At 63.1% G+C, this 13,927-nt stretch carries 13 protein-coding genes and 1 other RNA gene; 1 reads left to right on the top strand and 13 read right to left on the bottom strand.

Translation table 11 applies throughout. From position 1 onward, the window contains the following. The 9 genes from ftsW to mraZ are packed head-to-tail and all read right to left on the bottom strand — an operon-like array spanning window position 1 to window position 10,208. Window positions 1–1,152 carry a putative lipid II flippase FtsW gene (gene ftsW, locus EJ075_RS23245; protein WP_095483333.1) on the bottom strand — a complete coding sequence of 384 codons (1,152 nt, stop codon included), beginning with the start codon at window positions 1,150–1,152 and terminating at the stop codon, window positions 1–3. Then, window positions 1,152–2,555, bottom strand: coding sequence for a UDP-N-acetylmuramoyl-L-alanine--D-glutamate ligase (gene murD, locus EJ075_RS23240; protein WP_126105884.1), 1,404 nt, complete (start codon window positions 2,553–2,555; stop codon window positions 1,152–1,154). Before murD ends, ftsW begins: the two co-directional genes overlap by 1 nt. An 8-nt stretch (window positions 2,556–2,563) precedes the next feature. Then, complete coding sequence (mraY, locus tag EJ075_RS23235) at window positions 2,564–3,646, bottom strand: phospho-N-acetylmuramoyl-pentapeptide-transferase (protein ID WP_126105883.1); 1,083 nt, start codon at window positions 3,644–3,646, stop codon at window positions 2,564–2,566. Window positions 3,647–3,670: 24 nt separating this feature from the next. After that, on the bottom strand, window positions 3,671–5,104 hold the full coding sequence (locus EJ075_RS23230; RefSeq protein ID WP_126105882.1) for a UDP-N-acetylmuramoylalanyl-D-glutamyl-2,6-diaminopimelate--D-alanyl-D-alanine ligase: 1,434 nt from the start codon (window positions 5,102–5,104) through the stop codon (window positions 3,671–3,673). Beyond that, window positions 5,101–6,555, bottom strand: coding sequence for a UDP-N-acetylmuramoyl-L-alanyl-D-glutamate--2,6-diaminopimelate ligase (locus tag EJ075_RS23225; protein ID WP_126105881.1), 1,455 nt, complete (start codon window positions 6,553–6,555; stop codon window positions 5,101–5,103). Before EJ075_RS23225 ends, EJ075_RS23230 begins: the two co-directional genes overlap by 4 nt. A gap of 54 nt (window positions 6,556–6,609) precedes the next feature. After that, window positions 6,610–8,343: a penicillin-binding protein 2 gene (locus EJ075_RS23220; RefSeq protein ID WP_126105880.1), complete on the bottom strand. Its 1,734-nt coding sequence runs from the start codon at window positions 8,341–8,343 to the stop codon at window positions 6,610–6,612. Then, the gene (locus EJ075_RS23215; protein WP_095483327.1) at window positions 8,340–8,717 is read right to left on the bottom strand and encodes a hypothetical protein; all 378 of its coding nucleotides are present in this window, start codon (window positions 8,715–8,717) and stop codon (window positions 8,340–8,342) included. Before EJ075_RS23215 ends, EJ075_RS23220 begins: the two co-directional genes overlap by 4 nt. A 4-nt stretch (window positions 8,718–8,721) precedes the next feature. After that, window positions 8,722–9,753 carry a 16S rRNA (cytosine(1402)-N(4))-methyltransferase RsmH gene (gene rsmH, locus EJ075_RS23210; RefSeq protein WP_095483326.1) on the bottom strand — a complete coding sequence of 344 codons (1,032 nt, stop codon included), beginning with the start codon at window positions 9,751–9,753 and terminating at the stop codon, window positions 8,722–8,724. After that, complete coding sequence (mraZ, locus tag EJ075_RS23205; protein WP_095483325.1) at window positions 9,750–10,208, bottom strand: division/cell wall cluster transcriptional repressor MraZ; 459 nt, start codon at window positions 10,206–10,208, stop codon at window positions 9,750–9,752. Before mraZ ends, rsmH begins: the two co-directional genes overlap by 4 nt. Window positions 10,209–10,612: 404 nt before the next feature. Here mraZ and EJ075_RS23200 point away from each other — a divergent pair, with 404 nt between their 5' ends. Then, entirely contained in the window at window positions 10,613–11,728 is a 1,116-nt protein-coding gene (locus EJ075_RS23200; RefSeq protein ID WP_095483324.1) for a cystathionine gamma-lyase, read from the top strand. Window positions 11,729–11,731: 3 nt separating this feature from the next. Here EJ075_RS23200 and EJ075_RS23195 read toward each other — a convergent pair whose 3' ends face one another. The 4 genes from EJ075_RS23195 to EJ075_RS23180 form a co-directional block, all read right to left on the bottom strand. Next, window positions 11,732–12,025 (bottom strand): type II toxin-antitoxin system RelE/ParE family toxin, encoded by a 294-nt coding sequence (locus EJ075_RS23195; protein ID WP_095483323.1) that lies wholly within the window; start codon window positions 12,023–12,025, stop codon window positions 11,732–11,734. Next, window positions 12,022–12,306, bottom strand: a complete 285-nt coding sequence (locus EJ075_RS23190; protein ID WP_126105879.1) for a type II toxin-antitoxin system ParD family antitoxin — start codon at window positions 12,304–12,306, stop codon at window positions 12,022–12,024. The genes EJ075_RS23195 and EJ075_RS23190 overlap by 4 nt, the downstream gene beginning before the upstream one ends. A 198-nt stretch (window positions 12,307–12,504) precedes the next feature. Next, window positions 12,505–12,902: RNase P RNA component class A (gene rnpB / locus EJ075_RS23185), an RNA gene on the bottom strand. A 59-nt stretch (window positions 12,903–12,961) separates the two neighbouring features. Next, on the bottom strand, window positions 12,962–13,741 hold the full coding sequence (locus tag EJ075_RS23180) for a transglycosylase SLT domain-containing protein (protein WP_126105878.1): 780 nt from the start codon (window positions 13,739–13,741) through the stop codon (window positions 12,962–12,964). Between the last annotated feature and the right edge of the window lie 186 nt (window positions 13,742–13,927).

The following is a 13,927-nucleotide window of genomic DNA, read 5'->3' as shown; positions in this document are numbered from 1 at the left end:
TCACTCCGCCGGCATGGCGCGCTGCGACGGTGCGAAGCCCAACTGCTTGCGCTTTTCCGGCCGCTTGCGGGTCAGCGCCAGCACCATGCCCATCGAGATTGCGATGGCGATCTGCGAGGAACCGCCATAGGAGATGAACGGCAGGGTCATGCCCTTGGCCGGCATCAGCTGCAGGTTGACGGCCATATTGATGACCGACTGCAGGCCGAAAACCGTGACCAGGCCGCCAACCGCATAGCGTGTGAAATCGTCCTGCTCCTTGAGCGCGGTGCTGAGCCCGCGCAGCACGATGAAGGCGAAGATGGTCATGATGAAGAAGCACATGATCAGTCCGAACTCCTCGCCGGCCACCGAGAAGACGAAATCGGCATGGCTGTCGGGTATGACCCGCTTGACGGTGCCCTCACCCGGCCCGACGCCGAACCAGCCGCCATTGATCAGCGCATCGCGGCCCATGTCGACCTGGAACGTATCGCCCTCGCCGGTCAGGAAGCGGTCGATGCGGCCGGCGACATGCGGGAACACCGTATAGGCGGCGAACACGCCGCCGATGCCGGCAGCGCCCAGCGCGATGATCCACAGCCACGGCAATCCGGCCATGAAGAACATCACCCCCCAGGTGCCGAGCACCAGCATGGTCTGGCCGAAATCAGGCTGCGCCACGAGCAGCGAGATGACGAGGGCAAGCAGCAGCATGGCGAACAGATTGCCGGGAATGTCGGGCTGACGCTTATGTTCTGCAAACAGCCAGGCGCAGATGACGACGAAGGCCGGCTTCAGGAATTCCGACGGCTGGATCGACAGGCCGGCAAGCGATACCCAGCGCCGCGCCCCCTTCACCTCGACGCCGATGTAGAGCACCGCCACCATCAGGAACAGCGTAGCGCACAGCATCACCAGCGCCATGCGCCTGATCTGCCGCGATTCCAGGAAGGAAACGGCCAGCATCACGCCAAGTGCTGGAATGGTGAAGATGATCTGCCGTGTGGCGAAGTGGAAACTGTCAAGGCCGATGCGCTGGGCCACTGCCGGGCTCGCCGCGAAGGACAGCACGATACCGAGCCCCATCAGCGACAGGAACGCGGCCAGGAACCAGCGATCGATCGTCCACCACCAGGTGGCAACCGGGCTTTTGTCGAGACGACTTTGCATTATCGTGTCCCTCCGATCGGCTTCACGCCATCAATAGTGCTCGCAGCTTGCCTGAAGGCTTCGCCGCGCACTTCGAAATTCTTGAACTGGTCGAAACTGGCGCAGGCCGGTGAAAGCAGCACCACCACCTCGCCGTTGCCATCATCCCTGGCCGCGTCGCTTGCGGCGTGTTCGACCGCCGCAGCCAGCGTGCCGGAGATCTCGTAAGGCACCGCCTCGCCGAGCGTCGCCGAGAAGGCTGGTGCGGCCTCACCGATCAGATAGGCCTTGGCGATGCGCGGAAAGAGTCCCCGCAACGGCTCGATGCCGCCCTCTTTCGGCAACCCGCCGGCGATCCAGTAGATGCGCGGGAAGCTGGACAATGCAGGCGCTGCCGCATCGGCATTGGTTGCCTTGGAATCGTTGATGAACAGCACATGGCCCTTGCGGCCGACCTGCTCCATGCGGTGCGCCAGCCCGGGAAAGCTCTCCAGCCCCGACTGGATCTCGCCCAGATCGAGCCCGACCTTGAGGCAGGCGGCGACGGCGGCCAACGCATTCTGCGCATTGTGCTGGCCGCGCAGCGAGCCGATGCCTTCGAGAAAGGCAACGCGGCTATACCGGCCATGCACCGCTTCCATCAGATCGGTGCCGTCGGCGAAATAGCCGTCGGTCAGCGGCAGGCGCTTGGAAATGCGGATGACGTGCCGGCCTGCCCGTTCCAGCCGGTCGGCGAGCTGGGCGCACCAGGAATCGTCGATACCGACAATCGCGGTTTCGCTGCCGGCCGCCAGCCGTTCCTTGATCGCGGCATAGTGCTGCATCGTGCCATGACGGTCGAGATGATCGGGCGTCAGGTTGAGCAGGACGCCGGCGGTCGGATTGATCGAGGGCGCCAGGTCTATCTGGTAGGACGAGCATTCCACGACATAGTGCCGCCCGGGCTCCGGCGGATCGAGCGTCATCACCGCGCGGCCGATATTGCCGCCCATCTGCGTGTCGCGTCCGGCCGATTTCAGAATATGCGCCGTCAGCGCCGTGGTCGTCGATTTGCCGTTGGTGCCGGTGATGGCGATGAAGGGTGCTGCCGGCGCCAGCAACGTCCGCTCGCGGCAGAGCAGCTCGATGTCGCCAATGATCTCGACGCCTGAAGCGCGCGCCAGCTCCACTGTCCAGTGCGGCTTCGGATGCGTCAGCGGCACGCCGGGCGACAGCACGAACGCCGAGAACTTCGCCCACTCGGCACCGCGCAGATCGCCGGTCGCGATACCGACGGCCGCGGCATTGGCGACGCTGCCGGGATTGTCGTCCCAGGCCAGCACGTCCGCTCCGCCCTCGATGAGCGCGCGCGCCGTGGCGATCCCCGAGCCGCCGAGCCCGAAGAGCGAAACGCGCTTGCCTGCGAAGGATACGGCGGGGATCACGCGACCTCCTATCGGAGCTTCAGGGTCGACAGACCGACCAGCGCCAGGATAACGGCGATGATCCAGAAGCGGATCACCACCTGGCTTTCTGTCCAGCCGAGCTTTTCGAAATGATGGTGGATCGGCGCCATCAGGAACACGCGCTTGCCGGTCATCTTGAAGTAGCCGACCTGGATGATGACCGACAGGATCTCGACGACGAACAGGCCGCCGACGATGACCAGCACGATCTCATGCTTGGTGGCAACCGCGACCGTGCCGATCAGGCCGCCCAAGGCCAGCGAGCCGGTATCGCCCATGAAGATCGCGGCGGGCGGTGCGTTGAACCATAGGAAGCCGAGGCCGGCGCCGATCACCGCGCCGAGGACCACCGCCAATTCGCCGGTGCCGGGCACGAAATGGATCTGCAGATATTCGGCGAACACCGCGTTGCCGGACAGGTAGGCGATGACGCCGAAGGACGCCGCCGCGATCATGATCGGCACGATCGCCAGCCCGTCGAGGCCATCTGTCAGGTTCACGGCATTGCCGGCGCCGACGATGACGAAGCACGCAAACGGGATGAAGAACCAGCCGAGATTGACGAGAAACTCCTTGGCGAAAGGAAAAGTCAGCGATGACGAGAACGGCGCCTGGCCGTTGTGCATGATCACCCAGGCGGCGATGCCGGCGATGACGAATTCAAGCGCCAGCCGCGCCTTGCCGGAAAAACCGAGATGCGATTGCTTCGTCACCTTGAGATAATCGTCGTAGAAGCCGATCGAGCCGAAACCCAGGGTCACCAGCAGCACCACCCAGACATAGATGCTGGACAGGTTCGCCCACAGAAGCGATGAGCCGACGATGCCGCACAGGATCATCAGCCCGCCCATGGTCGGCGTGCCGGCTTTCTTGAAATGCGTCTGCGGCCCGTCGGCGCGGATCGGCTGGCCCTTGCCCTGCCGCAGCCTCAGCGAATTGATGATGGCCGGTCCGAAGATGAAGACGATCAGCGCCGCGGTGATCAGCGCACCGCCGGTGCGGAAGGTTATGTAGCGGAAGACGTTGAAGACCGAGATCTTGTCCGCGAATTCGACGAGCAGTGTGAACATGCGATTCGGCCCCCGGACCTGGCTCTAGGTCTGTTTTGTGGTTGCGGCTACAGCCGGAAATTTGCCGAGCAATGCGTCGACCAGCTTGGAAAAGCCGATGCCTTTCGACGATTTGATCATCACCACATCGCCAGGCTTCAGCGCCGACAGAAGCACCAGCTTCAGATCCTCGGCGCCGGCCCGATACTCCGTCTTGATCTCATCGGGCAGGATATCGGCCAGCGCCCGCATCTCCGGGCCGGCGAGAAAGACCGTGCGCGTGTCGGTGCCGACGATGAGATCGGCAAGTGCGGCATGCAGCTTCGCCGAGTGGTCGCCGAGTTCGAGCATGTCGCCGAGCACCGCGATGCGCCTGCCTTCGCCCGACACCGGCGTCGCGTTGAGCAGCGCCATTGCAGCGCTCATCGACGCCGGATTGGCGTTGTAGCTCTCGTCGATCAGCGTGATCGAACCCCTGGGGTGGCGCAGCACATGGCGCTTGCCGCGTCCGCGTTCGGCCGAAAGATCGGCGAGCGCCAGCGCCACCCTGGCGATGTCGGCGCCGACCAGATGCGCGGCGCCCAGCACGGCCAGGACATTCTGCACCATGTGGCGGCCCGGCGCGCCTACCCTGGCGGTGATTTCCTGTCCGCCGATCTTGGCGGCGATGACCGAATGATCGGCATGCAGCGCGCATTTGAGCAGTTTGAAGGTCGCGCGGGCATTCTCGCCAAACCCGTAAATGTGCTCGACGCCGGCGGCTCTCGCCATCTTGTCCAGAAGCTTCCAGCGCGGGTCGTCGCGGTTGAGAAGAACGGCGCCGTCCGGTTCCAGCCCTTCGAAAATCTCGGCCTTGGCCTTGGCGATCTCGTCCAGATTACGGAAGAAGCCGAGATGTGCCGCGGCGATCAGCGTGATGATGGCGACATGCGGCCGGACCATCTTGACCAGCGGCCGGATCTCATCGGGGTGGTTCATGCCGATCTCGAAGACGGCATAGTCGCAATCCATCGGCATCCGCGCCAGCGTCAGCGGCACACCCCAGTGGTTGTTGAAAGACTGGGGCGACGCATGCACCTTGCCGACCGCGGACAGCACATGGCGCAGCGCTTCCTTGGTGGTGGTCTTGCCCGCCGAACCGGTCACCGCGATGATCCTCGCGCTGGACCGCGCGCGTGCGGCCAGGCCTAGCTTTTCCAGCGCGGCCAGCACGTCCTGCACGACGATCATCGGCGCCGTCAGCCGCCCGAGCGACGGCAGCTTGCCCTCGGCGACGACCAGCACGCCGGCGCCGGCCTTGATGGCGGCGGTCGCGAAATCATGGCCGTCCATCGCCTCGCCCTTGATGGCGAAGAAAGCATCGCCCGGCTCAAGGCTGCGGCTGTCGATCGAGATGCCGCTAATACCTTCCGGCATCGGCCCGAGCGGTCGTCCGCCCATGGCGGCGACGAGATCCTCGGAGGTCCACAGGAAGCTCATGCGACGCGCTCCTGGAGCGCGGAGCGGACTTCCTCATGGTCGGAAAAATGCAGCGTCTCGGCGCCGACGGTCTGGCCTTCCTCATGTCCCTTTCCAGCCACGATCAGCGTGTCGCCGGCATGGAGCATGGCGACTGCCTCGTGGATCGCCTTGCGCCGATCGCCGATCTCTACGGCCCCGGGTGCGGCGGCAAGGATCGCAGCGCGGATCGTTTCGGGCACTTCCGAGCGCGGATTGTCGTCGGTGACGATGACGACATCGGCGAGTCGCGAGGCGATCTCGCCCATGATCGGACGCTTGCCCCGGTCGCGGTCGCCGCCACAGCCGAACACGACGATGACGCGACCGGTGGTGAACGGCCGTACCGAAGCCAACACGTTTTCCAGCGCGTCCGGCTTGTGCGCGTAATCGACATAGACTGGCGCACCGTTGACAGTGGTGCCGACAAGGTCCAGCCGACCCGGCGCGCCCTTCAATTTCTCCAACGCCATCAGGGCTTTGGCGGCAGGCGTTCCAGTGGAAATGGCGAGGCCCGCCGAAACCAGCGCATTGGCTATCTGGAAATCCCCGGCCAGCGGAAGGTCGACCTCGTGGAGAATGCCATCGACCTCGACCTCGGCACGCTGGCGGTGGCGCTCGTGCTCGACCCGCTTCAGTCTCAGGAACTCGCCATGACGGCCAACCGTCAGCACATTCAATCCCGCCGCTCTCGCCGCCTGGATCGTCGGCTCTGACCATGGATCGTCGGCAAAGATGACGGCCGGCGCGCCCTTCGGCAGCAGCGTGTCGAACAGGCGCAGCTTGGCGCGATGATAGTCCTCGACCGTCGGATGGTAGTCCATGTGGTCGCGACCGAGATTGGTGAAACCGCCGGCTGCAAGTTTCACGCCGTCGAGCCGGCGCTGGTCGAGGCCGTGGCTGGAGGCTTCCATCGATGCGTGGGTGACGCCGGCATCCGCCAGTTCCGCCAGCAGCCTGTGCAGATCTACCGGGTCGGGGGTGGTCAGCGAGCCATATTCGTTGCGGCCCGGCGCCACCACGCCGGTCGTGCCGATTGAAGCGGCAGCGAGGCCTGACTGCTCCCAGATCTGCCTGGTGAAAGCCGCGACCGATGTCTTGCCGCTGGTGCCGGTCACCGCGACCATGGTTTGCGGCTGCCTGCCGAAGTAGCGGGCGGCACTCAGCGCCAGCGCAAGGCGCGGATCGTCGACGGCGAGAACGGGCACCGGCAGTCCGGCGATGGCGCTGCCCTTGCCGGCCACGATCGCTGCTGCGCCGCGGCTGGCGGCATCGGCGGCATAGGCGGCGCCATCCGCCTTGGTGCCGGTGAGCGCGAAAAAGACCACGCCCGGTCTTACCTGGCGGGAATCCGACGAAATCCCGGTAACCTCCGTATCGAAGGAAGCTGTCCCCTCGACAGGCAGGATACCGGCTAGATCTTTCAGCTTCATCGAACCCCGTTCATCGCAACAAAATAGCGCGCAGTTGCCGGCGCGCCCTAAGAATCACTGATAGGAAACCAGCGTTGCGCCATTTTCATGGCTGAAATCTGGCTTCACGCCAAGCATGGAAGCCGAACGTCGAATGATGTTTGCAGCCATGGCGCCCGCATTCGAGGCGGCCGTCGCACCCATGCCGGGCTTTTCCGGCTTCGGTTCGTCGGCGATCGTGAGCACGATGTATTGCGGATCGTCCATCGGGAAAGCCGCAACGAAGGCGTTGAAATTCTTGTCCTTTGAGTAGCGGCCGTTGACAACCTTCTCGGCCGTTCCCGTCTTGCCGCCGACGCGATAACCTGGAACCCTGGCGTTCCTGCCTGACCCTTTCTCGGCGTTCAGCGCGTAGAGATAGCGCATGCTCTCGGATGTCTTGTCGCTGACCACTTTCTTGGCCACCGACATCGCCTGGTCCTGGGTGCGCGTCAGGAAGGTCGGCTCGATCAGATAGCCGCCATTCATCAGCGCGGCGCAGCCGACCGCCGTCTGCAGCGGCGTCGTCGACACACCGTGACCGAAGGCGATGGTGATCGAATGGACCTGCTTCCAGACTTTGGGCTCGGTCGGGCGGGCGACCTCCGGCAGTTCCGTCTGCATCTTCTCGAGGATCCCCAGGCGATGCAGGAATTCGCGGTGCCCCTCAATGCCAACCGCTTCGGCTTCCTTGGCCGAACCGATGTTGGACGAGTAGATGAACACTTCGGGCACCGACAGCACCCGGGCCTTGCCATGAAAATCATGGATGGTCTGACGGCCGATCCTGATCGGACGCGAAGCGTCGAAACGGCTTTCCAGCGTCACTTTGCCGGAATCGAGCGCCATGGCGGTGGTAAAGCTCTTCAAGGTCGAGCCCATTTCGTAGAGGCCGGCCGACATGCGGTTCAAGCGGTCCTTTTCCTGCGCATTGTAGGGGTTGTTCGGATCGAAATCCGGAACCGAGGCCATCGCCATCACTTCTCCGGTCTTGATGTTGAGAACGACGGCGCCCGCCGCGATTGCGCGGTATTTCTCCATGCCGCTGGCGACCTCGTCACGCACGACATGCTGGACGCGCAGGTCGATCGAGAGCCGCACCGGCTTCAGATCCTTGGCCACGGCAAGTCCCGACGCCTGAAGGTCGCTCAGTCCCTGTTCGTCGATGTATTTCTCCATGCCGGAGATGCCCTGGTTGTCGACGTTGGTGAGCCCGACAATGTAGGACGAGGTTTCGCCGGCCGGATAGAAACGGCGCTTTTCGGTGCGGAAGCCGAAGCCGGGAATACCGAGTTGCATGATATCCGATTGCTGCTTGGGCGTCAGTTGCCGCTGCAGCCAGACGAAGCCGGCGCCGCTCTTCAGCTTATGGTAGGTCTGCTCGTAATCGATTTCGGGAAGCACCGTCGCCAGCTTTTCGATCGCCTCGTCGGCGTCGACGATGCGGCGTGGCTCGGCAAACAGCGATGCCGTCTTGATGTCCGTCGCCAGCACCTCGCCGTTGCGGTCGACAATGTCGGGCCGAGACGCCGTCACCCGGCTCTGCGGGCCGCCGGACAGGTCGGGATTCTGAAAACCCAGATAGACCAGCCGCCCGGTGATGGTCGAATAGATGCCGAAGAACACCGCCATCGTCATCACAATGCGGGTCCTGCCCTTGCCGCCGGTCGCCTTGCGGGCGCCTTCGACCACAATCGATCCGTCCTCCAACTTGGCGCCGCTCTTCAGCAGTCTGGCAACCCTGGCGATCAATGGAACCCTCGGAATCATTGGACGATGCCTCCGGTGACCACAGGGTCCTTGCCGCCACTATCGGCCATGCCGCCCAACGGCTGGGACGAAAGGTCCTCGATTGTGACGGGTTTTGCCGGCAGATCGTCCAGCCCGATGATCTGGCGGGCGCTGACCGGCTCGAGCTCGAGTTGCGATTTATAGATGTCGGCCAGCTTTTGCAGGCGCGACGGCTGGGTAAGCAGGCTCCAGTCCGCCTTGAGCAGGTCGATCGTATCCTCCTCGTAGCGGATCTGCGCTTGGATCTTGTGCACCGCCGCCAATTGTTCTTCGGCTTCGCGCTTGGTCTTGTAGGTCAGGGCCGCAGCCGAAACCATGACGGCGATCAGGACTATGTCGCTGGTACGAAACACGTGCTCACCTCTCTCCCGGCCGGTCGGCACCGGGAAGTTTTGGGTCAGGAAGTTTTGGAAGCCCGAAAATCGAAACGTCGCCGGCGCGCGCCGGTGCGTCGGTGCGGGCAGCAGCGCGCAGCCTAGCCGAGCGCGCGCGCGGATTGGCTGATATCTCGGCCTCATCCGGCGTCACGCCGCTACCCACCTTTTTGAAGGTGGCGGTGCGCGCTTGCGCCTCGGGCAGGTGCCGCGATCCGGTCGCCGCATCAGCGCGATCGGCGATGAAACGCTTGACGATGCGGTCTTCCAGGGAGTGGAACGTCACCACGGCCAGCCGTCCGCCCGGTTTCAGCACGCGTTCAGCCGCAAACAGCGCCTTGGCCAGTTCGCCGAGTTCGTCATTGACGAAAATGCGTAGCGCCTGGAAGACGCGGGTTGCTGGATGGATCTTGTCCTTCGGCGCGCGGCCGATATGCGTCTCGATCGCGTCGGCAAGGTCGAGCGTGCGCTCGAACGGATGTTTTTCGCGACGGTTTTCGATCATCCGGGCGATGCGGCCGGCATGGCGCTCTTCGCCAAGAAACCCGAAGATGCGGGCAAGGTCGCCCACCTTGAAGCTGTTGACGACATCGGCGGCGCTCAGGCCAGCCTGCGCCATGCGCATGTCGAGCGGTCCGTCGGCGCGGAACGAAAAACCGCGCTCCGCCTGGTCGATCTGCATCGAGGAGATGCCGATGTCGAGCACGACGCCGTCAGCGCTTTCCAGATGCTCGTCCAATGTCGAGAACGGCGCCTGAACCAGTCTGAGCTTGCCGCCCGATTGTTGTTCGAGGACACGACCCGCAGCGATCGCATCCGGATCGCGGTCTATGGCGACGACCGAGGCGCCGCTCGCAAGAATTGCTTTGGTGTAGCCGCCGGCGCCGAATGTGCCGTCGACGATCACCTCGCCCGCTGCAGGCGAAAGCGCCTTCAGCACCTCGGCAAGGAGGACCGGAATGTGACGAGCCGGTCCGCCAGCAGCGTGAGGGTCGTCGCCGTAGCCCGCCATCATTCCGGTCGCTCCCCAGGCTTCGTCCCCTGCCGAAGCTGCAAAAGCCGGGCGCGTGCTTCCGTCCCATAGGCGGTGAGCCGTCCAGGCTCCCAGATCTGAAAGAAATTGCCGCGACCGACAAACGCCGCTTCCGCGGAAATGCCCGTGTGCTCGCGGATGAAATCGGTCATCGAGATGCGGCCGTCCTGATCCAGCTTGAGAAAGGTTCCATCGCCATGGCAGAAGAACGACATGTCGTCCGCCGTCTGCAGGAAGGGGTCTTCCTGCGCGATGCGCTGCTCGTAGCGGTCGAGCAGGTCGAGCCCGCCGACATCCATCGCCGGACGGTCCAGGCAGCGCAGCGCATAGAGTTCCGAATAGCCGCGTTTCTGCACAACCGCACGGAAATGCGCTGGAACGGACACCCGCCCCTTCGCATCGATCCTGTTCACCGCGCTTGACAGAAACCGGTCCATTACGCGTTACGGCCGCTTGCGCCGCCGCACCCCTCTGCATCTTGCCCTCCGCGCCGGCGCGGCGCGGTCCCTGCCCAAAACTCACTTCGTTCCGGGCGAAGACAGGCAAACGCGCAGCCGCCGCGGCTGCCCGATTGGCGTACGCTTCACCCTGACGCGGAACGAAAGTTTGAATATCGAAATGGGATATCATGGGGCGTTATGGGCGTCAACGGGAATAGGCTTCACAAACGCGCGCGTCACAACCGATGAGAGCAGCTTTGACGGCACTCCCGTCTTTATGCTCCATTAAGCCTAACGAAGCGTTTAGAGCTGCTTGACCTAACCGGAGTCGGCTTGCCGCGGGTCGCTGCCACGCATAGCGTCGGCCCGTCCTTTCCCGGTCAGAAACAAGGTTGAAATCCATGTCCGAAACAGCCAAGTTCCGCGCGGCCGCACTTCCCCATCTGCGTCGCGGCAGGCTTGCCAAGGGCGCCCCAATCCCTTTGCCCCTGACTATGGCGGCCATTTTCCACGCGCCCGGCGACGCCACCGGCTTCGATCAATATGGCCGCTTCAGCAATCCGACCTGGGACGCGGTCGAACACATGCTGGCGCATCTGGAAGACGCGCCGTGTGTTGCCTTCCCCTCGGGAATGGCTGCAATCTCGGCGGTGTTTTTTGGGTTGCTCAAATCCGGCGACCGTATCCTGCTGCCGTCGGACGGCTATCACACCACCAGAGCGCTGGCGGAGCGCTTCCTGAAATCTTTCGGCGTCGCCTACGATGTCCGGCCGACATCGACCTTCCTCGACGGCGGCTTCGATGGATATCGACTGGCCTTCGTCGAAACTCCCGCCAACCCGGGACTGGATATCTGCGACATTACGGCTGTCGCCGAAGCGGCGCACAAAGCGGGCGCGATCCTGGTGGTCGACAACACGACGATGACGCCCTTCGGCCAACGACCGCTCGATCTCGGCGCCGACATCGTTGTTGCCGCCGACACCAAGGCACCCAATGGCCATTCCGACGTGCTGTTCGGCCATGTCGCCAGCCGCAATGCGGATATCATTGCTGCCGTCACTGACTGGCGCGAAACATCAGGCGCCATTCCCGGGCCGTTCGAGGCATGGCTGGTGCATCGCGGCCTGGAAACGCTCGACGTGCGTTTCGACCGCATGTGCTCTTCCGCGGAAGTGCTGGCGCGGCGGCTGAAGGACCATCCTGCGATCAGCGGCTTGCGCTTCCCGGGGCTTAAAAGCGATCCGTCGCACAATCTTGGCCACGCCCAGATGGAGCGCTTCGGCTTTCTCATCTCATTCGTGCTCGCCTCGGAGGACAAGGCCGAGGATTTCATCAACAACTGCGCATTGATGCAGGCGGCGACGTCGTTCGGAGGCGTGCACACTTCGGCGGAACGGCGAGCGAAAAGAGGAGACGCTGTTCCGCCCGGCTTCGTTCGCCTGTCGGTCGGCTGCGAACCGGTGGAAGAGCTTTGGCAGGCGATCGAGGCGTCGTTGGACGGCATCAGCGGCTGAAGATCACGAGCCGACGTCGTCGGCCTCGATATTGCGCCGGCCATGCAGCACGCGCAGGATTTCGACTGAATCCTCGCCGACACGGTACAAGGTGAGATATTCGCCGACGACTAGATGGCGAATGCCGGGCGCAATGTCTTCGCGCGGCGCGCCTGAGAAAGGATGCAGGGTCAGCAAATCCCAACGCCTCTCCAAGGTGTCCACGAGGCGGACCGCCGCATTAGGATTGTGTTCGGCAATGTAGTCGCCGATAAGTTCGAGGTCGATCAATGCCTGAGGAAGCAGGCGGTATTTCACTCCTCAAGGCCCTTGGCCTCGGCTATTTTCAGATATTTGGCGCGCAATCGTTCCATGATTGGCGGCCCGTCCAGCGCCGGTCCGCTGTCGATCCCTTCCTGCACCAGCTTGCGCAACTCCTCGACAGTATAGCCGTGCAAGGCGCGCCGGTCCTTCCATTGCCTGAGCGCGTCACGGATCACCTCGCTCGCCGAAGCGTACTCGCCGGCGGCGACCACGTCGTCGACCGCCGCCGCCAGTTCCGGCGAAAGCGTGATGCTGCGTTTATCGACCTGACCCATGATGCGCTCCTGATATTGCCCGTATATATGGTACGATTTAATCGCACCAACTTCAAGAAACGCTTGTTCCTTGCACAGCCCCGCAAGCTGATTCAGTCAATGAAGCGCCTGAACCAGCAGGCGCGCCCAAAGGCGCAACCTGCTGATATCAGGGAATTTCCCAGTAGAATCTGGAAGAAAGTGTAGAATCTAGAAGAAATTGCCAGCTGGCCTGTAAGCCGGGTTCTGTATGGCCCTCGCCCCTTGCGGGACGAGAACGTGGCGGCCATTCATCTTGGGCGCATGTTGCCATGCGCCTCACGCAACCTACCCGGACGGTGAGCCGGAAACAGCCCTCGAGGGTTTCCCCTCGCACCGCCCCTATTCGGTCTTGCTCCCGGTGGGGTTTACCGTGCCGCTCCTGTTGCCAGTCGCGCGGTGGGCTCTTACCCCACCCTTTCACCCTTACCACGACGGATCGTGGCGGTTTGCTTTCTGTGGCACTTTCCCTAGGGTCGCCCCCGCCGGCCATTAACCGGCACCGTGTCTCCATGGAGCCCGGACTTTCCTCACCCGCAGCCTTTCGGCTTCGCGGGTGCGGCCGCCCGGCCAGCTGGCAAGGCGTATAAAGGGGTTCACGTCCGAAAACGCAAACAAAAAAGCAGGTTGTGACTTATTACGCCGGCGCCCCAAGCGCGGCCAACTGCACCTTGACCTTGCCGCAATAGGCCGCGGACATCGGGTTCATCCGCTTGGCGCCATGCCCGGCATTGTACTTCAGGATCGTGCCGCAGGTCGTGCCGCCGCCGAGGTTCCGCGCCATGGCGAGATATTTCATGCCGTATTTGATGTTGGTCTCGGGATCGTAGAGATCCTTGATCGAGCCGCTGTAACCCATCATCCGCGCCGTCGACGGCTTGATCTGCATCAGGCCGATCTCACCGGCGCTGCCGACCTGGTTCGGCTGAAAGCTGCTCTCGATCATGATGACGGCCTTGGCGAGCGAGACCGGCACACCGTTGCTGGCGGCATGACGCTCGATGATCGTAGAATACTGGTCATTGCCGCCAGCGGCCGCCGCCTTCGGCGCCGTCGCCCGACTTTTCCGGCCGATCGACGCCGTCGTCGCCTGGTCGATGCGGGTCCTGTTGCGCTTCACATGCCGCTTGGAGACTGCCTTTTTTGCAGAGGTTGGCTTTTTCACTTTTACCCCAGCTTTTTCCGCCTTTGCGGATGCTGGTTTTTTCACACTTACCGCAGCAGCTTTTACCGCCTTTGCGGAGACCGTCCTTTTTTCCTTCGCAACTTGGCCGGCTTTCGGCGTGGCGATTTTGTCGGACGCGGTAATGAAACCCTGGTCGGCTCGCTGGCTCAGTGGCGCGCCATTGGCCGCACCGATGGCAAAAGTCATTACGCCGGCAGCAACAGCTGCCGTTAAAACGGTCAATTTCTGCATGGGATCCTGTTCTGTCTGAACCGCGCGAAGAACTTCACGCAGGTACGCTAAATCAACATCGGAACATATGGGGGGCTGTAGGTCCGACAACTTGCACGGACCGCCTTTGACGGTCGAATTAGCGGCAAAGAAGGCGAGGCAAGTCACTTTAAGTGACAGATTGTAATTTAACGACTAAGATAAAGA

This window comes from Mesorhizobium sp. M6A.T.Cr.TU.016.01.1.1 (assembly GCF_003952585.1).
GTDB classification, from domain to species: Bacteria; Pseudomonadota; Alphaproteobacteria; order Rhizobiales; family Rhizobiaceae; genus Mesorhizobium; species Mesorhizobium mediterraneum.
Note: the sequence above shows the minus strand (reverse complement) of the source record. Positions and strands in the feature narration are given on the sequence as shown.